The organism is Streptomyces sp. NPDC008150 (genome assembly GCF_042956945.1).
In the GTDB taxonomy this organism is placed as follows: Bacteria; Actinomycetota; Actinomycetes; order Streptomycetales; family Streptomycetaceae; genus Streptomyces.
In genome coordinates, this window is sequence record NZ_JBIBHJ010000027.1 from 1 (window position 1) to 21,850 (window position 21,850).

The following is a 21,850-nucleotide window of genomic DNA, read 5'->3' on the forward strand; positions in this document are numbered from 1 at the left end:
CGCTACTTCGCCACCCCCAGGCGCCGCTTCATCCTCGCCGACACCCCCGGCCACGTGCAGTACACCCGCAACATGGTCACCGGCGCCTCCACCGCCGAACTGACCGTGGTGCTCGTGGACGCGCGCAACGGCGTCGTCGAGCAGACCCGGCGGCACGCCGCGATCGCCGCGCTGCTGCGCGTGCCGCACGTCGTCCTCGCCGTCAACAAGATGGACCTCGTCGAGTACCGCGAGCCCGTGTTCGCGGCCATCGCCGAGGAGTTCGAGGCGTACGCGACCGAGCTGGGCGTCCCCGAGGTCACGGCGATCCCGATCTCCGCGCTCGTCGGCGACAACGTCGTGGAACCCTCCGCCCACATGGACTGGTACGGCGGCCCCACGGTCCTCGAACACCTGGAGACCGTCGCCGTCAGCCACGACATGGCGCACTGCCACGCCCGGCTGCCCGTGCAGTACGTGATCCGTCCGCAGAGCGCCGAGCACCCCGACTACCGCGGCTACGCGGGCCAGATCGCCGCCGGGACCTTCCGCGTCGGCGAGGACGTCACCGTCCTGCCGTCCGGCCGCACCACCACGGTCTCCGGCATCGACCTGCTGGGCACGCGGGTCGAGGAGGCGTGGGCGCCGCAGTCGGTGACCCTCCTGCTGGAGGACGACATCGACACCTCGCGCGGCGACCTGATCGTGCCGAGCAAGGACGCGCCGGTGACCACGCAGGACGTCGAGGCGACGGTGTGCCACGTCGCGGACGAACCGCTGCGCGTCGGACACCGCGTGCTGCTCAAGCACGGCACCCGCACGGTCAAGGCGGTCGTCAAGGACATCCCGTCCCGGCTGACCCTCGACGACCTGTCGCTGCACCCGCACCCCGGGCAGCTCGTCGCCAACGACATCGGCCGCGTCAAGATCCGCACCGCCGAGGCGCTCCCCCTCGACGCGTACGCGGACTCCCGGCGCACCGGTTCCTTCATCCTGATAGACCCGGCGGACGGCACCACGCTGACCGCCGGCATGGTGGGCGAGTCCTTCGCCTCGCCGGAGCCCGTCAAGGACGAGGCCGACGAGGACGGGTGGGACTTCTGAGCATGAACCCGACCGATTTCTACTCCACGTTCGCGAAGGAGGGCGGCCGCGTCGGCAGCGGCGCCCTCGGCAGCGGGCAGGGCGGGGTCGCGCGATGTGCGCCGTGACGTACGCGCACCGCCTGCGCGCCCTGGCCCCCCACCGGACGTCCCCGTTACGACGAAGACCTGCCGACCTCCCGGCCACGACCTGACAGACAAGCAGGCGTGACCGCCGGGCCTTCGAGAGGAAACCCTCCCGTGCCTGCCATATCGCCCCGTTTCCGATCCCGTTCGACCGGGGCGCCGCGCATCGCGCGCCGCACCGGGGTCCGCCGCGGTCTGGTCGCCCTGGTGACCCTTCCGCTGCTCGCGGTCGCCGCCTGCGGCTACGGCTCCGACTCCAAGGACGACGACACCTCGAAGGTGGCCGCCGGTTCGAAGAAGATCGACGGGCTCGACTCCGTCAAGATCGGCTACTTCGGCAACCTGACGCACGCGACCGCGCTGGTCGGCCGGCAGCAGGGCACGTTCCAGAAGGAACTCGGCGCCACCAAGGCCGAGTACGCCACCTTCAACGCGGGTCCCTCCGAGATCGAGGCGCTGAACGCCGGCTCCATCGACATCGGCTGGATCGGCCCCTCCCCCTCGGTCAACGGCTACACGGCCTCCAAGGGCAAGAGCCTGCGCATCATCAGCGGTTCGGCGTCGGGCGGCGTGAAGCTCGTCGTGAACCCGAAGAAGATCAAGTCCCTGAAGGACGTCAAGGGCAAGAAGATCGCCACCCCGCAGCTCGGCAACACGCAGGACGTGGCGCTCCTCAACTGGATCGCGGACCAGGGCTGGAAGGTCGACGCGCAGAGCGGCAAGGGCGACGTCACCGTCGTGCGCAGCGACAACAAGGTGACGCCGGACGCGTTCAAGGCCGGTTCGATCGACGGCGCCTGGGTGCCGGAGCCGACCGCGTCGAAGCTGGTCGCCGAGGGCGGCAAGACGATCCTCGACGAGTCGACGCTGTGGCCCGACAACAAGTTCGTGATCACGAACATCATCGTGTCGCAGAAGTTCCTCACCGAGCACCCCAAGGCCGTCGAGGCGGTCCTCAAGGGTTCCGTCGAGACGAACAAGTGGATCAACGCGAACCCGGACGCGGCGAAGACCGCCGCCAACAAGCAGCTGGAGGCGGACACCGGCAAGGCCCTGCCGGCCGACGTGCTGGACCCGGCCTGGAAGTCGATCCAGATCACCAACGACCCGCTGGCCTCCACGCTGACCACCGAGGCCGACCACGCGGTGAAGGCCGGCCTGCTCAAGAAGCCCGACCTCAACGGCATCTACGACCTGACGCTGCTGAACAAGGTGCTGAAGGCCGACGGTGACACCGCGGTCGACGACGCGGGCCTCGGCGCGAGCTGAGCGACCGGACGACGAGAACCCAGGAGGTGACGACCATGGCAACCAGCCTCACGCATCCCACCGGTGGCGGGAGCACGGACGCCGGCACGGCCGCGTACGCGGCCCGTATCGAGCACGTCTCGAAGTCGTTCGCGGGGCCCGCCGGGCAGCAGCTCGTGCTGGACGACATCAACCTCGACGTCGCGCCCGGCGAGTTCGTCACCCTCCTGGGTGCCTCGGGGTGCGGCAAGTCCACGCTGCTGAACCTGGTGGCGGGACTCGACGCACCCACCGCGGGCAGCATCAGCACGGACGGCAGGGCCGCCCTGATGTTCCAGGAGCACGCCCTGTTCCCGTGGCTGACCGCGGGCAAGAACATCGAACTCGCCCTGCGGCTGAGGGGAGTTCAGAAGTCCGACCGTCGCGCCCGCACCGAGGAACTGCTCGAACTCGTCCGGCTGCCGGGCGCGTACGGCAAGCGGGTGCACGAGCTGTCCGGCGGCATGCGCCAGCGCGTCGCGATGGCACGGGCCCTCGCGCAGGACGCCCGGGTGCTGCTGATGGACGAGCCGTTCGCGGCGCTCGACGCGATCACCCGCGACGTGCTGCACGACGAACTCACCCGCATCTGGCGGGAGACGAGGCTGTCGGTGCTGTTCGTGACGCACAACGTCCGCGAGGCCGTGCGCCTCGCGGAGCGCGTGGTGCTGCTGTCCTCCCGTCCGGGACGGGTGGCGCGCGAGTGGACCGTCGACATCCCGCAGCCGCGCCGCGTCGAGGACGCGGCCGTCGCGGAGCTTTCCGTCGAGATCACCGAAGAACTGCGGGGGGAGATCCGCCGTCATGGCCAGCACTGAGACGAAGGCCGACGCCGTCGGCCGGGACGACGAGAACGCGGCGGAGCACCACCAGGACCTCGCCGGGCTCGAAGCGGGCCTGGACGCCCTGGAGTCGGCGCCCGTCGCCAGAAGGCCGCTGCGGCAGACCTTCACGGAGAAGATCCTGCCGCCGCTCATCGCGGTCGCCCTGGTCCTGCTGGTGTGGCAGGGCCTGGTCTCCTTCAAGATCGTCGACGATCCGACCAAACTGCCCTCGCCGGGGGCCGTGTGGTCGGTGGTGAAGGAGGCGTGGCTGGAGGGCAAGCTCCTCGGCTACATCTGGACGAGTGTCTCGCGCGGCCTGCTGGGCTTCGTCTTCGCCCTGATCATCGGCACCCCGCTGGGGCTGCTGGTGGCGCGCGTGAAGTTCGTGCGCGCCGCCATCGGGCCGATCCTGTCCGGCCTCCAGTCGCTGCCGTCGGTGGCGTGGGTGCCGCCGGCCGTGATCTGGCTGGGCCTGAACAACTCGATGATGTACGCGGTGATCCTGCTCGGCGCGGTCCCCTCGATCGCCAACGGGCTCGTCTCCGGCGTCGACCAGGTGCCCCCGCTGTTCCTGCGCGCGGGCCGCACGCTCGGCGCGACCGGCGTGAAGGGCACCTGGCACATCACCCTGCCCGCCGCGCTGCCGGGTTACGTCGCCGGTCTCAAGCAGGGCTGGGCGTTCGCCTGGCGCTCGCTGATGGCGGCGGAGATCATCGCCTCGTTCCCCGATCTCGGCGTGGGGCTCGGGCAGTTGCTGGAGAACGGACGCAACGCCAGTGACATGGCGATGGTGTTCGAGGCGATCCTGCTGATCCTGATCGTCGGCATCGCCGTCGACCTGATCATCTTCAGCCCGCTGGAGCGGTACGTGCTGCGCAGCCGCGGTCTCCTGGTGAAGAACTGATCCGCCGTGCGTGAACCGGTCCTCCTCGTCGTCGCCCACGGCAGCCGCGACCCGCGGCACGCGGCGACCGTGCGCGCCCTGGTGCGGCGCGTACGGTCGGCGCGCCCCGGGCTGCGCGTGGAGACCGGCTTCCTCGACTTCAACACCCCTTCGGTTTCGGGGGTGTTGAAGTCGCTGGCGGCGCGGGGAGTGCGGGACGTGGTGGCCCAACCACTGCTGCTGACCCGGGCGTTCCACGCCAAGTGGGACATCCCCGCGGTGCTGAGCGAGGCCCCGCCGACCCTGCGGATCCGGCAGGCCGAGGTGCTCGGCCCCTCCCCCCTGCTGCTGCACGCCCTCGAACGGCGCCTGTACGAGACCGGGTTGACGCCCGCGGCCAGGTCCATCACCGGGGTCGTGCTGGCGTCGGCGGGATCCACGGACCCGGAGGCGCTCGCGGTGATCGACGGCATCGCGCGGGACTGGCGGCGCACCGGCTGGTGCGCCGTGCGTCCCGCGTTCGCGTCGGCCGCGCTGCCCCGCACCGAGGACGCGGTGCGCGAACTGCGGGCGATGGGCTGCGCGCGCGTTGCCGTCGCCCCGTACGTCCTGGCCCCCGGCTTCCTGCCCGACCGCATCGCCCGCGGCGCGGCGGACGCGGACGTCCTGGCCCAGGTGCTCGGCCCGGCCCCCGAGGTGGCCCGGCTGCTCCTCGACCGCTACGACGCGGCACGCGCACCGGAGTCGGCCGCGCCGCGGGTGACCGCGGGCGTCTGAGCGGCAGGTCCGGGCGCGCGGGATCCGGGCGGCAGGTCCGGGCGCGCGAGATCCGAGCAGCAGGTCCGAGCGGCGAGGTCCGGGCGCGCGAGATCCGAGCGGCGAGTCCCGGCGCGCGAGATCCGAGCGGCGAGTCCCGGCGCGCGAGATCCGAGCGGCGAGTCCCGGCGCGCGAGATCCGAGCGGCGAGGTCCGGGCGGCGAGGTCCGGGCGCGCGGGATCCGGGCGGCGGATCCGGGCGCGCGAGATCCGAGCGGCGGGTCCCGGCGCGCGGCGGCTCAGCGCGTCCCGGTCGTTGCCGCGACCGCCTCGTCCGCCAGGCGCAGCAGTTCGGCCACCGGCAGCGAGCCCGGCGGACGGTGCTCGCGGGCGAAGCGGTTCGCGAGGTGCTGGAGGAGTTCGTTCAGCGGGGTGGGGACCGCGTGCAGCCGGCCCAGGAGGGCGATCTCGCCGTTGAGGTAGTCGGCCTCGATGGTGCCGGTGGCACGGCTGAGGGACTGCCAGGACGAACCGCCCTCGCGGACCCGGCCGTCGAGGGGCACCGGGTCGACCTTCCGGCCGCGCGCCGCGGCCTGCTCCTCCTCGCTCGCGTACGCGATCCCGGCCGCGTCGAGCGCGGCCCGGCCCTCGTCCCGTACCCGTCCGAACAGTTCCAGGACGTCGTCGTCCCCGCCGAGCGGACCGCAGAGCGCCTCCAGGGCGTTGACCAGATTGCCGAGCAGCTTCGCGTACTCCCAGCGGGCGACGTCGGCGACGAGGGGCATCTCGAAGCGGGCCCGCTCGAAGTCGGCGGCGATCGCGCGGGCCGTGGCGTCGATGCCGTGCGGGCGGCGGCCGAGGGACAGGATCCCGGTCAGCGGTGCCCCGGGCGCGCTGACGACGCCGGGTTCCGCGAAGGTCGCGGGCAGCCAGACGCAGACCCCGTACACGTGCCGGAAGCGCCGCAGGGCCTGCCGTCTGCTCTCCACGCCGTTCTGCGCGCACAGCAGCGGCAGCCGCTCGGCGGCACTTCCGCCGCCCTCCACGGGTGCCGGGCCCCAGGTGTCCAGCGCGGCCGTGGCGTCCTGGGTCTTCACGGCCAGGACGAGGACGTCGTCGGCCCTGAGCGGCCCGAGGTCGGCGGGCCCGGCGGCCGTGGCCGGCCGCAGGACGAGATCGCCGTCGGGCACCCGCAGCCGCAGCCCGTTCTCGCGCAGGGCCGCGAGGTGTCCGCCCCGCGCCACGAGCACGACCTCGTGCCCGGCCTGTGCCAGCCTGCCGCCCACGGCGCCGCCGACGGCGCCCGCCCCGATGATGATGTAGCGCATGGGACGAGCCTCGCACGGACCCCGTTCGGCGGCCCGCCCGGCTCCGCCGCCGGGGCGCGTCCGCGCCGCCGTCGAACTGCCGTCAGGGCGCCGTCAGTTCGGCCAGCTTGACGACGGTGTTCCAGTTGCGGGTGGTCGTCACCAACCCCTTGGTGAAGCGGGGCCTGGCGAGCTGCACGGCGAGCCGGGAGCGGCCGAGTCCGTCCGGTGCGTACAGGTACAGGGCCCGGTCGCCGAGGCGGAACTCCTCCGGGAGGAAGGACTCCGGGGCGGCCTCCGCGAAGCGTTCCGCGCCGACCGGCTCGGAGAAGTAGGTGACGTGGAGCTGCTTGGGCTCCAGGTCGCCCGCCGGGAAGGGGCAGTCGTCCACGACGGCCCGGAGGTAGGCGTGGTCGCGGACGAGGACGTCGACGGTGAACCCGAAGCTCTTCTCGACCGCCTCCGCGATCTCCGCGGCGAGCGCGTCGGGTTCGTCGGCGGCGCGGTCCGTGCTGAAGACGGCCTGCCCGCTCTGGAGATGGGTACGGACGTCTTCGTGCCCCAGCGACGAGAGCAGGGCGCGCAGTTCGGCCATCGGCACCTTCTTGGCGCCGCCGACATTGATCCCGCGCAGCAGCGCGGCGTAGGTCGTCATCGGCACACCTTAGGGCGCCCGCACGCGAAAGGGCCGCCGTGCCCCGTGGGGGTGGGCACGGCGGCCGGGCCGCGCGGGGCGGCTGGACGAAACCCTGGCCCATCACCCGGGTGCGGAGCAAGTCCTGAGCAGGTCCCGCCGTCAGCTGTGACTTGTCCAACAAGGTTTCTTTATGGGTGAACGACGAGCAAATCCGCTCAACTCCGCACGGCGGCAGCCCACTCCGGGCGCCCGCGACCCCGAGTGCGGTCCCTGAGAGGACCGGGGTCCGTGTAGGGGGTCGCGGTCCTCCCCAGTACGGAGGCGGACGACCCGACGGGAGGACCCGCATCGGACGTAGTTCACCGGACAGTACGACGAGACGCCACGGCCCGCGCCCTACCGTGAAATCGAACGGTGTCGGCACGTGGCCGCCGCCGCGGACAGGGGGGCAGGCCGGTCATGGATTCCGGAACACCACGGGTACGGGGGCTGGCCGCGCGGGCCGGCGGCTGGAGCGCCCGGCACCGCTGGACGGCCGTCGGCATCTGGGTGCTGTTCGTCGTCCTGGCGATGGGCCTCGGGTCCGCCGCGGGCCGGGTCGACGTCAAGGACAGCGACCAGCTCAGCGGCGAGACCCACACCGCCGCCACGATCATCGAGGACGCCGGCATCGAGGAGCCCGCGAGCGAGACCGTCCTGATCCAGGCGAAGGACGGCTCGACCAAGGCCACCGACCCCGCGTTCCGCGCCGCGGTGACCGCCGTCGTGGACGCGGTGGGCGCCACGGGCCGGGTCACCGACGTGACGTCCCCGTACGACACGAGGACCATCTCCCGCGACGGCCGCAGCGCGCTGGTGCAGTTCGACATGCGCGGCGACGCGGAGACCGCCGGGGACCGGGTGGCCCCCGTGCTGAAGGCCGTCGAGGGGGTGCAGAAGGAGCACTCGTCGGTGCGGGTCGAGGAGATCGGCAGCGCCAGCATGATGAAGACGTTCGACGACGCCTTCGGCAAGGACTTCCAGAAGGCCGAACTGTCCGCCGTGCCGGTCGCGTTGGGCATCCTGCTGATCGCGTTCGGCGCGCTGGTCGCCGCCCTGCTCCCGGTGGCGCTCGCCATCACCGCGATCGTCGCGACGATGGGCCTGATGGGGCTCGTCAGCCATCTCCAGCCGATGAGCGACACCGCCAACTCCGTGATGCTGCTGGTGGGTCTGGCCGTCGGCGTCGACTACTGCCTGTTCTACCTGCGCCGCGAGCGCGAGGAGCGCGCGGCGGGCCACGACCCGGAGACGGCCCTGCGCATCGCGGCGGCCACCAGCGGCCGGGCGATCATCGTCTCCGGCGTCACGGTGTGCGTCGCGATGGCGGGCATGCTGTTCACCGGCATCGCCGAGTTCGAGGCGATGGGTCTCGCCTCGCTGATGGTCGTGGCCGTCGCCATGGTCGGCTCGGTGACGGTGCTTCCCGCGCTGCTGTCCCTGCTGGGCCGCCGTGTCGAGAAGGGCCGCATCCCGTTCCTGCACCCGGAACGCCGGCGCCGCCGCACCAACGGCAACGGCAAGGCGAACGGGCAGGCGAACGGCAACGGCAGCCGGTTCTGGACCGCCGTGCTGCGCGGCGTGCTCCGCCGGCCGTGGGTGTCGGTCCTGGTCGCCGTGGCCGCACTGGTCACGGTGGCGGCGCCCGCCCTCGGCATGAAGACCGAGAACCTCACCATCGACCAGGAGTTCGGCAGGTCCCTGCCGATCGTGGGCACCTACGACCGCGTCAACGACGCGTTCCCCGGCGGCACCGGACCGGCCGAGGTCGTCGTGCACGCGGACGACATCCAGGCCCCCGCGGTGCAGGCGGCGATCGCCGACTTCCGTGCGCAGGCGGTCAGTTCGGGGGCGTCGCGGGGTCCCGTCGACGTCAAGCTGCACGCCGCGCAGAACATCGCCTTCGTCTACGTCCCGCTCGTCGGCGGCTCCGACCAGGACAAGGCGGGACACAGCCTGGAGACGCTGCGCGACACGGTGCGGCCCGCCACCCTCGGCAAGGTGGACGGGGTGAGCGCACCGGTCACCGGCGAGGTCGCCGGGTCGCACGACTTCAACGAACAGCTCGTCGGTTCCGTGCTGCCGGTCTTCGTGTTCGTCGTGGTCTTCGCCTTCCTGCTGATGCTGCTGTCGTTCCGCTCGCTGACCGTCGCGATCACGTCGATCGTCCTGAACCTGCTCTCGGTGGGCGCCGCCTACGGCATCCTCGTCGCGGTCTTCCAGCACGGCTGGGGCGCCTCGCTGGTGGGGGCGCACGGTGTCGGCGCGATCATCACCTGGCTGCCACTGTTCCTCTTCGTCATCCTGTTCGGGCTGTCGATGGACTACCACGTGTTCGTGGTCTCCCGGATCCGCGAGGCACGGCTGCGGGGCCTGAGCACGCAGGACGCCATCCGGCACGGGGTGGTCACCACGGCCGGCGTCGTCACCAGCGCCGCGGTCATCATGGTCGCCGTGTTCGCCATCTTCGGGACGCTGTCCATGCAGTCCATGAAGCAGATGGGCGTGGGCCTGGCGGCGGCGGTGCTCATCGACGCCACCGTCATCCGGGGCGTGCTGCTCCCGGCCGTGATGGCCCTGCTCGGTGACCGCAACTGGTACCTGCCCCGGTGGCTGAACCGGCTGCCCGACCTCACCCACGACGAGTCCCCGCTGCCCGCGGCGCCGACCGGGTCGTCCGGCGTGCCGGACGCGGACGACGAGGACGAGGGGGCGCGGATCGGGGTCTGACGCACGGGTGCCGCACAAGGGGGCGGGGTCCGCCGGTCCACCCGGACCGGCGGACCCCGCCGCCGCGTCCCGGGCTCCGCCCGCCACCTCGCGGCGGGCCCGACCTGTGCGAATGCGACACTGGCCGACGTACGGCAGCGGGCGTACGACAACGGACTCGGAGGCGGACGGCGATGGACGAGGCGACGGCACGCGGCGTACTGGCGGCGGCGGGCGCACTGCCCGGACCCGCGCGCGAGGCCCGGCTCCTCGCGCTCGGCGAGAACGCGGTGTTCGCCGCGGGCGACCTGGTCGTCAAGGTGGGCCGCGACGCCGAACTCCTCGGCCGTGCCCGGCGCGAACTGGAGATCGCGGAATGGCTCGCCGGTGCGGGCGTCCCCGCGGTGCGCGCCGCCGAGCCGGACGCGCGCCTGGTCGACGAGCACCCGGTGACCGTGTGGCACCGGCTGCCCGACCCCGTCCGGCCGGCCGGGCCGCGCGACCTGGCGGCCCTGCTGCGCCTCGTGCACGCCCTGCCCGCGCCGGACTTCGCGCTGCCGCGCCGCGAACTGCTGGGCGGCGTCGAACGCTGGCTGCGCCTCGCGGGCGACGCGGTCGACCCGGCCGACGCGGCGTACCTGCGGGAGCGCCGCGACGGTTTCGCCGCCGCGGCGGCGGCGCTGACGCCCCACCTGGCACCGGGCCCGATCCACGGGGACGCGCTGCCGCGCAACGTGCACGTCGGGCCTGACGGGCCCGTCCTCGTGGACCTGGAGACCTTCTCGGCCGACCTGCGCGAGCACGACCTCGTGGTCATGGCACTGTCGCGGGACCGGTACGGACTGCCCGCCGAGTCCTACGACGCGTTCACCGACGAGTACGGCTGGGACGTGCGCGCGTGGGACGGCTGTTCGGTGCTGCGCGGCGCCCGCGAGACGGCCAGTTGCGCGTGGGTCGCGCAGCACGCGCCGAGCAACCCGCGGGCGCTGGAGGAGTTCCGGCGCAGGGTGGCGTCCCTGCGGGAGGGCGACGAGTCGGTGCGCTGGTACCCGTTCTGACGGGCCGTCCGCCGGTCAGTGGCCGCGGGGCCGGGGTATGACCGGCCAGGCCGCCTCGACGACCGCCGTCGGGTTCGCCGTCCGGCGCAGGTAGGACTGGAGCGACGCCGACTGCTCGGCCGCCGCGCGCACCTGGAGGTCGTGCAGGTCCGCAGGCGGTGTGGCGCCCACGGGCCCGTGCCGCTCGGCCATGGCGCGCACCACGCGGGCGGCGGCCACCGCGTCGGCCCGCGCGTCGTGCGCGTCGTCGAGCGGGACGCCGTAGTGGGCGCACAGCGCGTGCAGGGCGCGCTTGCCCTTGCGGTACTTGTCGACGTGCTTGTCGAGGACGAGGGGGTCGATCACCGGCGAGGGGACGCCCCCGAGCCGGTCGCCGACCGAGGCGAGGCCGTGCCTGCGGCACTCGCGGTCGAGCAGCGAGAGGTCGTAGCGCGCGTTCATCACGACGAGGGGGGTGCCGGCGCGCAGTCCGTCGGCGACGGTCGCGGCGATCTCCTCGACGGCCGCGGCGGCGGGCCGGCCGTCGGCACGGGCGCGGGCGGTGGAGATGCCGTGGATCGCGGACGCCTGCTCCGGTATGGCGACCCCCGGGTCGAGCAGCCAGGTGCGCTGGTGCGACACGGTGCCGTCGGCCTCCAGGCGCACGACGGCCGCGGTGACGATGCGGTCGGTCTCGACGTCGGTGCCCGTCGTCTCCAGGTCGAAGCCGATCAGCGGCTCGTGGTGCCAGCCCATGGCGGCCCCCCTCTTCCCTCGTTCGGTGCTGCTGTCCCCCAGTGGTTCCCACCATCGCATGCGCCACCGACAACCAGAGCACCGCGTTCCGCTTGCCCGCCGCGTCCCGTTCCGGACGGTTTTCGTCCGGTCGCGCGGCCCCCGTCGGCCGTCAGGAGACGGGCCGGGAGTCCGCCCACATCAGCTCGAACTCCTCGCGGTACGTGGGAAAAAGACCCGGCTCGTCCGGATCGTCCGTTCTGACCGTTCTGCTGCCGTTGCGCAGCACCAGCGCCGGAGCCTCCAGGCCCCGGGTGCGGCGCAGGTACGACTGGACGACGGCGATGCCGTCGGCGCCGTCGCCGTCGACGAGGTACGCGGTGAAGCGCGGCGTCTCGTCGAAGACCTGGATCTCGAACGCGCCCTGGTCGCGCAGCCGCGAGCGCACCCGCCGCATGTGCAGGATGTTCGTCTCCACGGAACGGCTCAACTCACCCCGCTTGATGCCCAGTTCGCGCTCGCGTCGCTTCACCGCGCTGGAGGCCGGGTTGAGGAAGAGCAGCCGCACCCGGCAGCCCGCCTCGGCCAGGCGCACCAGGCGGCGGCCGGAGAAGTTCTGCACGAGGAGGTTGAGGCCGATGCCGATGGCGTCCAGCCGACGCGCGCCGCCGAAGATGTCCTCCGCCGGGAAGCGGCGCAGCAGCCGCACCCGGTCGGGATGCACGGCGACCACGTCCGCGTACCGGTCGCCCACCAGCGACTCGACGGCGTCGAGCGGCAGCCGGCGCGCGGAGGGCACGTCGCCGCCCGCGCCGAGGATCTCCAGGAGCCGGGCCGAGGCGCGTTCGGCCTGGCCGAGCACCGCCTCGGACAGCGCCCGGTTGCGGGAGACGACGTTGCGGGTGACCTCCAGCTCGTCCAGGGCGAGTTCGACGTCGCGCCGCTCGTCCACGTACGGCTCGAAGCAGGGCCAGTGCTGCACCATCAGCTCGCGCAGCTGCGGCAGCGTCAGGAAGCTGAGGACGTTGTCGTCGGCCGGGTCGAGCAGGTAGCCCTTGCGGCGGCTGACCTCGCGCACCGCGACGGCGCGCTGCACCCACTCCTGGCCGGCCGGCCCCGCGGCGGCCACCACCCAGTCGTCGCCGTGCACGGGTTCGTAGATGGGCCGCAGGACCGCCGCGACGACGGCGCGCAGCCGTTGCTCCACCAGGTTCAGCCATATGTACGCACGCCCGGCCCGCTGGGCACGCGTGCGTACCTCGCGCCAGGCGTCGGCGCCCCATGCCAGCTCCGGACCGATGGCACCCACGTCCATCGGCCGGGCCAGGGACACCGCACCGGGCGGGACGTCCCCGGAGTTCCCCTCGTGACCCTCGTCACCAGGAGGCAGCTCCAGTCCTCCCGACCCCACCCGCGCACCGCCTTCCGCTCCCCCTGCACCGCTCATCCCGACGATCAAGGAAGCCTACTCCGGGAGCGGTCGGCGGTGCAGCCGGATGGACAGGGTGGTTTCCCAACTGCCGTTCCCCGTCCGACGGTTCCGCGGCGCACGGCCCGGCCGAGTGAGCGGGGTCATAGCCCCGGCGCCCGTCCCGGGCCGAGGTGCGGGGCCGGTGCGCGCGCCGGCGCCCCGCCCGATCGGCGCCGTGCAGCGTAGGAATCCGCGAGCGGGGGAAGAGGGACCCAGGAGCTTCGAACGGAGGGGGCCCGGCAGCCGGTCCGGACTTCTCCTCGTGCGGAGCTCCACGTCATGGCCGGTCGCTCGCCACTTTCGGGGAGACTCGTGGCCAAGGCTCCCCCAACCGAGCGGTACACCTGAAAGAGTCGTATCCATGCAGGTCTGGCCTGGAGAGGCGTACCCACTCGGCGCCACGTACGACGGCGCCGGCACGAACTTCGCGGTCTTCTCGGAGGCCGCGGACCGAGTAGAGCTGTGTCTGCTGCACGACGACGGCTCGGAAACGGCGGTGGAGCTGCGCGAGAGCGACGCCTTCGTGCGGCACGCGTACCTGCCCGGCGTGATGCCGGGTCAGCGGTACGGGTTCCGCATGCACGGCGCCTACGCGCCGGAGCGCGGGCAGCGCATCAACTCGGCGAAGCTGCTCCTCGACCCGTACGCGAAGGCGGTCAGCGGCTCCGTCCGCTGGGGGGAGGAGGTGTACGGCTACCACTTCGGCTCCCCCGACTCCCGCAACGACCTGGACTCGGCGACGCACACGATGACGTCCGTCGTCGTCAACCCCTACTTCGACTGGGGCGACGACCGGCCGCCGCGCACCGAGTACCACCACACGGTGATCTACGAGTCCCACGTCAAGGGCCTCACGATGCGTCACCCGGGGCTGCCCGAGGAGCTGCGCGGCACCTACGCCGCGCTGGCCCACCCGGCGATCCTGGAACACCTCACCTCGCTGGGCGTCACGGCGCTCGAACTGATGCCGGTGCACCAGTTCGTGAACGACCACCGCCTGGTCGACATGGGCCTCAACAACTACTGGGGCTACAACACCATCGGCTTCTTCGCCCCGCACAACGCCTACGCGTCCTGGGGCGACCGGGGCCAGCAGGTCCTGGAGTTCAAGTCGGCGGTGCGGGCGCTGCACGAGGCGGGCATCGAGGTCATCCTCGACGTGGTCTACAACCACACGGCGGAGGGCAACCACCTCGGTCCGACGCTGTCGTTCCGCGGCATCGACAACCAGTCGTACTACCGCCTGATGGACGACCCCCGCTACTACATGGACACCACCGGCACCGGCAACTCCCTGCTGATGCGCTCCCCGCACGTGCTCCAGCTCATCATGGACTCGCTGCGCTACTGGGTCACCGAGATGCACGTCGACGGGTTCCGCTTCGACCTCGCGGCCACGCTGGCACGCCAGTTCCACGAGGTGGACCGGCTGTCGTCGTTCTTCGACCTGGTGCAGCAGGACCCGGTCGTCTCCCAGGTGAAGCTGATCGCCGAGCCGTGGGACGTCGGCGAGGGCGGCTACCAGGTGGGCAACTTCCCGCCCCTGTGGACGGAGTGGAACGGCAAGTACCGCGACACGGTGCGCGACGTGTGGCGCGGGGAGCCGCGCGCGGTGGGCGAGTTCGCGTCCCGGCTGACCGGGTCGTCCGACCTCTACCAGGACGACGGGCGGCGCCCGCTCGCGTCGATCAACTTCGTCACCTGCCACGACGGGTTCACCCTGCACGACCTGGTGTCGTACAACGACAAGCGCAACGACGCCAACGGCGAGGACAACCGCGACGGCGAGAGCCACAACCGGTCGTGGAACTGCGGCGCGGAGGGCGACACCGACGACCCGGCCGTACTGGAGCTGCGGGCACGGCAGATGCGCAACTTCCTCGCGACGCTGATGCTGTCGCAGGGCGTGCCGATGATCAGCCACGGCGACGAGTTCGCGCGCACCCAGCACGGCAACAACAACGCCTACTGCCAGGACAACGAACTGTCGTGGGTGCAGTGGCCGGACGACGGCGACGGTGCCCCCGCCGACGCCGGCGCCATGCTGGAGTTCACCCGGGCGATGGTGCGGCTGCGCAAGGAGCACCCGGTCTTCCGGCGGCGCCGCTTCTTCCACGGCCGTCCCGTGGAGGGCACGCACGACGAGCTGTCGGACATCGCGTGGTTCTCGCCCGAGGGCCAGGAGATGGCCCAGCAGGACTGGGACTCGGCACAGGCCTCGGCCCTCACCGTGTTCCTCAACGGCAACGCCATCTCCGAGCCCGGCCAGCGCGGCGAGCACATCGGCGACGACTCGTTCCTGCTGATGTTCAACGCCTCCCCGAAACAACTGGAGTTCGTGGCGCCCGTCGACCACGGGCGGCAGTGGGAGCTGGTCGTCGACACGGGCCGCCCCGGGGGCGTGCCGCCGGGCACCGGCGAGAAGATCGCGGCCGGTGACAGCGTGACCCTCGTGGACCGGAGCCTGGTGGTGCTCAGGCGGCCCACGTAGGACCGCCCGCGCCGCCGGGCCGGGCGTCCGGCGGCGGCATGTGGGCGAGGTGATGACACGAAGTGCGGCCGGGCGGGTACGTAGAGTCCCATGACTCCTGAGCGTCCCCGCCCGGCGGTGCCCACGGCCACCTACCGGCTGCAGCTGCAGCCCGCGTTCCCGTTCGCGGCGGCCGAGGCCGCCGTCCCCTACCTGGCGTCGCTCGGCGTCTCCCACCTGCATCTGTCGCCCGTCCTGGAGGCCGTCCCCGGCTCCACCCACGGCTACGACGTCGTCGACCACGCGCGCGTGCGCGGTGAACTCGGCGGCGAGGACGGACTGCGTGCCCTGGCCCGCACCGCGCACGCCCACGGACTGGGCCTCGTGGTGGACATCGTGCCCAACCACATGGCGATGTCGCCCCGGCACAACAGGGCCCTGTGGGAGGTGCTCCGCGAGGGCCCCGCGTCGCCGTACGCCCGCTGGTTCGACATCGACTGGGAGGCGCAGGGCGGCCGGCTGCTGCTCCCGGTGCTCGGCGGCCCGCTCGGGCAGGAGCTGGAGCACCTGCGGCCGGACGGGAACGTCCTGCGCTACCACGACCACGAGTTCCCCCTCCGCGAGGGCACGGAGAAACTGCCGCTGCTCCAGCTCCTGGACGCGCAGTGGTACCGCCCCGCCTGGTGGCGGCTGGCCCGCACCGACCTCAACTACCGCCGTTTCTTCAGCATTTCGGAGCTGATCGGGGTGCGGGTCGAGGACCCGGAGGTCTTCGCCGCCACCCACGACAAGATCCTCGGACTCGTCCGTGAGGGCGTCGTGGACGGCCTGCGCATCGACCACCCCGACGGACTCGCCGACCCGGACGGCTATCTGGCCCGGCTGGACGAGGCGACCGGCGGGCGCTGGACCGTCGTCGAGAAGATCCTCTCGGACGGCGAGCACCTCCCCGGCTCCTGGCCCGTCGCCGGCACCACCGGCTACGACGCGCTGCGGCACATCGACGGCATCTTCACCGACCCCGTCGGCGCCGACGAACTCACGCTGCGCTACCGGAAGTTCGCCACCCCGCAGGCGGACCTCGGCGGACAGTGGGAGCCGACCGTGCGGCGGGCCGCGTACACCGTGCTCGCGCACGAGCTGGCCGCCGAGTCGGACCGGCTCGCCCGCACCGCGGACCGCCTCGTCGCCGCCTCCCCCGACGCGTCGCTGCGCGACCGTGCCCCCTGGGCGGTGGCCGCCGCGCTGCGCGAACTGCTCGTCCGGCTCGACGTGTACCGGCCGTACGCCTCCGGGGACGCGGCGCGGGTCGTCACCGAGGAGGCCGCGCGCGAGGCCCGGAGCGCCTTCACGGTGCCCGAGGAGGCGGATGCCGTCGACGCGGTGCGCGGGCTGCTGCTCGGCCCCGCGACACCCGAACTCCAGGAGATCCGGACCCGGTTCGCGCAGACGGCGTCCGCGCTGCGCGCCAAGTCCGTGGAGGACAGCGCCTTCTACCGGTACGCACCGCTGCTGTCGGCGACCGAGGTCGGCGGCAGCCCCGGCAGCCCCGCCGTATCCCCGGCGGACTTCCACGCGTACTGCGGGCGGGTGCAGCGCGACTGGCCGGCGACCGGGGTGGTCGTGTCCACCCACGACACCAAGCGCAGCGCCGACGTGCGGGCGGCACTGGCCGTGCTCACCGAATGCCCCGAACGCTGGGCGCAGTTGCTGGCGGAGCTGTCCCGCGACGCGACCGACGTGCCGGACGGACAGCTCGCCTGGGCCGCCTGGCAGACGGTGTTCGGGCTCGGCCCGGCGTCCGCCGACCGGGTCCGGGACGCACTGCTCAAGCACGTGCGCGAGGCCGGCCTGCACACCACCTGGACCGAGCAGGACCCCGCGTACGAGGAGGCGGTGGCCGCCTTCGTCGCGCACGGGCCGTGCGGCGCGCCCGGCGAACGGGTCGCGGAGCTGCGCCGCCGCCTCGAACCGCACGTCCGCGCCAACGTGCTCGGCACGGCGCTCACGCACCTGACGATGCCGGGCGTGCCCGACCTCTACCAGGGCACGGAGGCCGAGTACCGGGCGCTGGTCGACCCGGACAACCGCCGCCCGGTGGACTTCCCGCCCGACGACCCCGGGGAGAAGGGCGCGGTCACGGCCGCGGCGCTGCGGCTGCGCGCCCGCCGCCCGGACGCCTTCGGGAGCGCGGCGACGTACGAGGCGCTGCCCGCCGAGGGGGCGGCGGCGGAGCACTGCGTCGCGTTCGCACGGTCGGGCCGGGTGGTCACCGCGGTGACCCGGCTGTCCCTGCGGCTGGTGGACGCGGGCGGCTGGCGGGACACCGTGCTGCCGCTGCCGCCCGGACGCTGGGCCGATGTGCTCTCCCCGGAGAGGGAGTTCGCCGGTTCGGTGCCGCTCGCCAACCTCTTCGCGCCGCTGCCGGTGGCGCTCCTGGAGCGGGTGGACGACGGCGACGGCGCCGGGGCCGCGTAGGCGCCGCCTGCCGCACGCCGCGGGCCCGGTGCCCGCGGCGTGCGCCGCGCCGCAAGCCTTCGGCGCGGCGCACGGAAGCACGGCGACCCGCGCGGGCCGCGGGCGCCGGGGCGGTGTCGCCACCGGCACGGCGGAGGACCCGGAGGACCGGCCGCACGGTGGCCGGGGTGCGGCCGTCCGCCCGCCCGGCGCGGTCGCGCCCCGGACCGCGGCGGCCTCGCGTGCCCCGGCCCGGCGGCGCCCGGCGCGGCCCCGGGACACCCGGCCCGGCCCGGCACGGCTCCCTGCCTCCGGGCGCCCCCGGTGCCGACCCACGGTGTTCTTGACAGTTCCGGGCGGCCGTGGGGTACTGCCCGTGGCGATGCGGGGCCGACGAGTCGGGGGTGAGTCACCTGCGGGAGCTGCGCTACCCCAGTGTGCCCGAAATGGTCGCGTACGCGCGGTCGATGACTGTTCGTCAGCCCGGCCTCTGTACGCTCCGGGAGGTCGGCCGGTCCCGGGCCGGCAGACCGTTGCACCTGCTGTCCGTGGGCCGGGCGAAACCCGCCGTGCTCGTGGTGGCGGGAGCCCACGCGAACGAACCCGCCGGCGGCTCCACCCTTCTCTCCCTCGCCGAACGCGTGCTGGAGGAGCGGGAGTTGAGAGCCGACCAGGCCTGGCACTTCCTGCTCTGCGCCGACCCCGACGGGGCGAGCCTGCACGTCACTCCGGCCCCGCGCAGCCTCTACGACTACCACCTGGGCTTCTTCCGGCCCGCGGGCCACGAACAGCCCGAGTGGTCGCCCTCGGTGCTGCCGCCCGGTCTGCTGCCGCCGGAGACCCTCACCCTGTTCCGCGTCATCGACGAACTGCGTCCCTACCTCCAGGTGACCCTGCACGGCACCGATCTCGGCGGCAGCTGGGTGCAGTTGACCAAGGACGTCCCCGGTCTCGCCGAGCCGTTCGCCAAGTCCGCGGCGCAGCTTCACATTCCGGTGGAGACGGGCGCCTCCGACGCCGCGGGCTGGCCCGCCTCCGGCCCCGGCGTGCACGTGATGCCCGCCCCCGGCACGGGGCTCGCGTTCCCGAGCCTGCCCGACGACGCGCGCCTGAGCACCTGGTACCGCGCGCACCGCTACGGCGGGCTGACCGCCGTCGTCGAGGTGCCGATGTGGGCGAGCGACCTGGTCGACGACCCCGCCCCGCACCCGGCGCCCGCGGCGGCCATGCGGCGGCTGGCGGACCGGCTGCGGGCGGACGCCCTGGAGGTCGAACGCGTCCTCGCCGAGGCGCTGCCGCGCCTGGACAGCCCGGACGGGCCGCTGCTGCGGGCCACCCGGTGGGTGCTCGACGTGGTGCCGGGCCTGGCCGCCGACTGGAACGGGCTGCCGCCCGCCGGGTCGACCATGGCGTACATCGGCAGTGTCGACGCGTTCGGCCGCCGGCTGCCGCTGCGCGCGGCCGCGATGGCCCGCCGCGTGCTGCACGAGGCGGGCGACGCGGCCGCGCCCCGCATGGACGAGCTGGTGTCGCTGTGGAGCAGCACGTTCGCCCGGCGCTTCAAGGCCCGCTGGGTACCCATAGAGCACCAGGTGGAGCATCAGTCGCGGACGGTGGTCGCCACCGCCCGGCACGCGCGCGTCGCGGCGTGACGGCGTGCGCACGCGTGAGGTCCGCACGTGTGCGCGACGTCTCCGCCCAAAGGGGAAGTTCCACAAGCGCGCCGACGGCGTTTGCAGGACGATGGAGAAGACCACGTCACGTGGACAGACGAAGGGGAACCGTCCGTGCAGTTCGAAGTGTGGGCCCCGCAGGCCGGCCGGGTGACGCTGCGGTGCGACGACGACACGTACGCGCTGGAACGCGACAGCACGCGCGACGGATGGTGGACGGGCGAGGCGCCCGCGCGCGACGGCACCCGCTACGGATTCTCGCTGGACGACGGGCCCGTGCTGCCCGACCCCCGCTCGCGGCGCCAGCCGGAGGGCCCGGACGGACTCAGCGCCGTCGTCGACCCCTCCGGGTACACGTGGCGGTCCGACTGGCCCGGCCGGCCGCTGCCCGGTGCCGTCCTCTACGAACTGCACGTGGGCACGTACACCCCCGAGGGCACCCTCGACGCGGCGGCCGGACGCCTTGAGCACCTCGTCGAACTGGGCATCACCCACGTCGAGTTGATGCCGTTGTGCCCGTTCCCCGGCCGCAACGGCTGGGGGTACGAGGGTGTTTCGCTGTGGGCGGTGCACGAGCCGTACGGCGGCCCGGAGGCGCTGCGCCGGTTCGTGGACCGGGCGCACGAACTGGGCCTCGGCGTCGTCCTCGACGTGGTGCACAACCACCTGGGCCCGAGCGGCAACTACCTGCCCGCCTTCGGCCCCTACTTCACCGACACCCACCAGACACCGTGGGGTTCGGCGGTCAACCTGGACGCGCCCGGCTCCGACGAGGTGCGCGCGTTCCTGCTGGGCAGCGCCCTGGCGTGGCTGCGCGACTACCGGCTCGACGGGCTGCGGCTGGACGCGGTGCACGCCCTGGTCGACACCCGGGCGCTGCACTTCCTGGAGGAACTGTCCGCCGCCGTCGACGCGTTGGCCGCCGAGACCGGCCGCCCGCTCTTCCTGGTCGCGGAGTCCGACCTCAACGACCCGCGGCTGATCACCCCGCGCGAGGAACACGGCCTCGGCCTGCACGCGCAGTGGAACGACGACGTCCACCACTGCCTGCACACCGCGCTGACCGGTGAGTCCCAGGGCTACTACGCCGACTTCGCGCGGACCCCGATGGCCGCGCTCGCGAAGACCTTCACCGGCGGCTACTTCCACGACGGCACGTACTCCAGTTTCCGGGGCCGCCACCACGGGCGCCCGCTGGACCGCACCCGGATGTCCGCGCACCGGCTGCTCGCCTACAGCCAGACCCACGACCAGGTCGGCAACCGCGCCCAGGGCGACCGCCTTTCGGGGATGCTGCTCGACCGGTCGCCGGGGCTCCTGGCGTGCGCGGCGACCCTGACACTGACGTCGCCGTTCACCCCGATGCTGTTCATGGGCGAGGAGTGGGCGGCGAGCACCCCGTGGCAGTTCTTCACCGACCACACCGACCCCGAGCTGGCCGAGGCCGTACGGCGCGGCAGGCGGCGGGAGTTCGCGGCGCACGGCTGGCGCGAGGAGGACGTCCCGGACCCGCAGGACCCCGCCACCCGCGACCGCTCCTGCCTCGACTGGTCGGAGCCGGAACGCGCCCCGCACGCCCGGATCCTGGACTGGTACCGGCAGTTGCTCGCCCTGCGCCGCGACTACCCGGACCTCACCGCCCCCTCCCTCGCCGACACCAAGGTCGCCTACGACGAGGACGCCCGCTGGATCGCCTTCCGGCGCGGTGACCTGCGGGTCGCGGTGAACCTCGGCAAGGAGCCGGCGACCGTGCCGCTCGGCAGCCGGCGCGCGGAGGTGCTCGCGGCCTGGGAGCCGGTCCGAGGGCCGGGCGAGGACGGGCTGTTGCACGTCCCCGGCGCGTCCTGCGCGGTGCTGCTGCAGAGTTGAGGGCCGCGCGGGCCGCCCGAGCCGCCCCGCGCGTCAACTCCGGCCGCGATCAGTCCTGTTCGCCGCGGCCCTCGTCGTGGGGTTCGGCCACCCGCTCCAGGAGGATGGCCTCCCAGGCGTTCCGCAGTTCGTCCCTCAGCACCGGCAGCGGCGCGCCGGGCCGTCCCCGCAGTCCGTCCGCCAGCCGGACCACGCTGTCCAGGCGGGCCAGCCACAGGCCGCGCAGGCACGGTCTCGGCCCGTACCCCGCGAGGGTGGCCGCCCGCACGGCGGCGGGCGACCCCACGGCGCGCGAGAGCCGCGCGATGTCCTCGGCGGGGTCGCCGAGCAGGGAGTCGGTCCAGCCCAGCACCCCGCGCACCCTGCCGTCGGGGGCCCCCCCCCCCGGGGGGGGGGCGCGGGGGGGGGGGCCCCCCGCCGGGGGCGGGGGGGGGGGGGCGCCCCCGGCTGGCCGCCGGCGCCCCCCCCCCGGGCGCCCGGCCGGCGCG

At 73.5% G+C, this 21,850-nt stretch carries 15 protein-coding genes and 1 pseudogene; 11 read left to right on the top strand and 5 right to left on the bottom strand.

The genetic code is table 11. From position 1 onward, the window contains the following. The 5 genes from ACFZA0_RS37130 to ACFZA0_RS37150 form a co-directional block, all read left to right on the top strand. On the top strand, nucleotides 1-1,083 hold a 1,083-nt coding region (locus ACFZA0_RS37130), incomplete at its 5' end, for a GTP-binding protein (RefSeq protein ID WP_391025254.1). A gap of 290 nt (nucleotides 1,084-1,373) precedes the next feature. After that, on the top strand, nucleotides 1,374-2,477 hold the full coding sequence (locus ACFZA0_RS37135) for an aliphatic sulfonate ABC transporter substrate-binding protein (protein ID WP_391025284.1): 1,104 nt from the start codon (nucleotides 1,374-1,376) through the stop codon (nucleotides 2,475-2,477). Between the two features lie 35 nt (nucleotides 2,478-2,512). Then, entirely contained in the window at nucleotides 2,513-3,313 is an 801-nt protein-coding gene (locus ACFZA0_RS37140; protein WP_391025256.1) for an ATP-binding cassette domain-containing protein, read from the top strand. After that, nucleotides 3,300-4,223 carry an ABC transporter permease subunit gene (locus ACFZA0_RS37145; RefSeq protein WP_391025258.1) on the top strand — a complete coding sequence of 308 codons (924 nt, stop codon included), beginning with the start codon at nucleotides 3,300-3,302 and terminating at the stop codon, nucleotides 4,221-4,223. The genes ACFZA0_RS37140 and ACFZA0_RS37145 overlap by 14 nt, the downstream gene beginning before the upstream one ends. Nucleotides 4,224-4,229: 6 nt before the next feature. Beyond that, nucleotides 4,230-4,979: a CbiX/SirB N-terminal domain-containing protein gene (locus tag ACFZA0_RS37150; RefSeq protein WP_391025261.1), complete on the top strand. Its 750-nt coding sequence runs from the start codon at nucleotides 4,230-4,232 to the stop codon at nucleotides 4,977-4,979. 278 nt (nucleotides 4,980-5,257) lie between these two features. On the opposite strand, the gene ACFZA0_RS37155 is transcribed toward ACFZA0_RS37150, so the two are convergent. Together ACFZA0_RS37155 and ACFZA0_RS37160 are read right to left on the bottom strand one after the other, a co-directional pair. Beyond that, nucleotides 5,258-6,286, bottom strand: coding sequence for a 2-dehydropantoate 2-reductase N-terminal domain-containing protein (locus ACFZA0_RS37155; RefSeq protein ID WP_391025263.1), 1,029 nt, complete (start codon nucleotides 6,284-6,286; stop codon nucleotides 5,258-5,260). An 82-nt stretch (nucleotides 6,287-6,368) separates the two neighbouring features. After that, entirely contained in the window at nucleotides 6,369-6,920 is a 552-nt protein-coding gene (locus ACFZA0_RS37160; protein WP_391025265.1) for a DUF1697 domain-containing protein, read from the bottom strand. 441 nt (nucleotides 6,921-7,361) lie between these two features. Between ACFZA0_RS37160 and ACFZA0_RS37165 the strand changes: the two genes are divergently transcribed. Then, nucleotides 7,362-9,671 (top strand): MMPL family transporter, encoded by a 2,310-nt coding sequence (locus ACFZA0_RS37165; RefSeq protein ID WP_391025267.1) that lies wholly within the window; start codon nucleotides 7,362-7,364, stop codon nucleotides 9,669-9,671. Nucleotides 9,672-9,844: 173 nt separating this feature from the next. After that, nucleotides 9,845-10,708, top strand: coding sequence for a phosphotransferase (locus ACFZA0_RS37170; RefSeq protein WP_391025269.1), 864 nt, complete (start codon nucleotides 9,845-9,847; stop codon nucleotides 10,706-10,708). A gap of 15 nt (nucleotides 10,709-10,723) precedes the next feature. Here the strand turns inward: ACFZA0_RS37170 and ACFZA0_RS37175 are convergent, their stop codons facing one another. Together ACFZA0_RS37175 and ACFZA0_RS37180 are read right to left on the bottom strand one after the other, a co-directional pair. Next, nucleotides 10,724-11,443 (bottom strand): exonuclease domain-containing protein, encoded by a 720-nt coding sequence (locus tag ACFZA0_RS37175; RefSeq protein ID WP_391025271.1) that lies wholly within the window; start codon nucleotides 11,441-11,443, stop codon nucleotides 10,724-10,726. 151 nt (nucleotides 11,444-11,594) lie between these two features. Beyond that, the gene (locus ACFZA0_RS37180; protein WP_391025273.1) at nucleotides 11,595-12,869 is read right to left on the bottom strand and encodes an SAV2148 family HEPN domain-containing protein; all 1,275 of its coding nucleotides are present in this window, start codon (nucleotides 12,867-12,869) and stop codon (nucleotides 11,595-11,597) included. A gap of 385 nt (nucleotides 12,870-13,254) precedes the next feature. Between ACFZA0_RS37180 and glgX the strand changes: the two genes are divergently transcribed. From glgX to treZ, 4 genes are all read left to right on the top strand, one after another. Then, nucleotides 13,255-15,384 carry a glycogen debranching protein GlgX gene (glgX, locus tag ACFZA0_RS37185; protein ID WP_391025275.1) on the top strand — a complete coding sequence of 710 codons (2,130 nt, stop codon included), beginning with the start codon at nucleotides 13,255-13,257 and terminating at the stop codon, nucleotides 15,382-15,384. Between the two features lie 90 nt (nucleotides 15,385-15,474). Beyond that, nucleotides 15,475-17,841, top strand: coding sequence for a malto-oligosyltrehalose synthase (gene treY / locus ACFZA0_RS37190; RefSeq protein ID WP_391025277.1), 2,367 nt, complete (start codon nucleotides 15,475-15,477; stop codon nucleotides 17,839-17,841). A gap of 383 nt (nucleotides 17,842-18,224) precedes the next feature. Then, entirely contained in the window at nucleotides 18,225-19,472 is a 1,248-nt protein-coding gene (locus tag ACFZA0_RS37195; protein WP_391025280.1) for a M14 family zinc carboxypeptidase, read from the top strand. A gap of 135 nt (nucleotides 19,473-19,607) precedes the next feature. Continuing rightward, on the top strand, nucleotides 19,608-21,362 hold the full coding sequence (gene treZ, locus ACFZA0_RS37200) for a malto-oligosyltrehalose trehalohydrolase (protein WP_391025282.1): 1,755 nt from the start codon (nucleotides 19,608-19,610) through the stop codon (nucleotides 21,360-21,362). Between the two features lie 49 nt (nucleotides 21,363-21,411). On the opposite strand, the pseudogene ACFZA0_RS37205 reads toward treZ, so the two are convergent. Beyond that, nucleotides 21,412-21,732, bottom strand: a pseudogene (locus tag ACFZA0_RS37205) (phosphotransferase); the annotation flags it as partial. Between the last annotated feature and the right edge of the window lie 118 nt (nucleotides 21,733-21,850).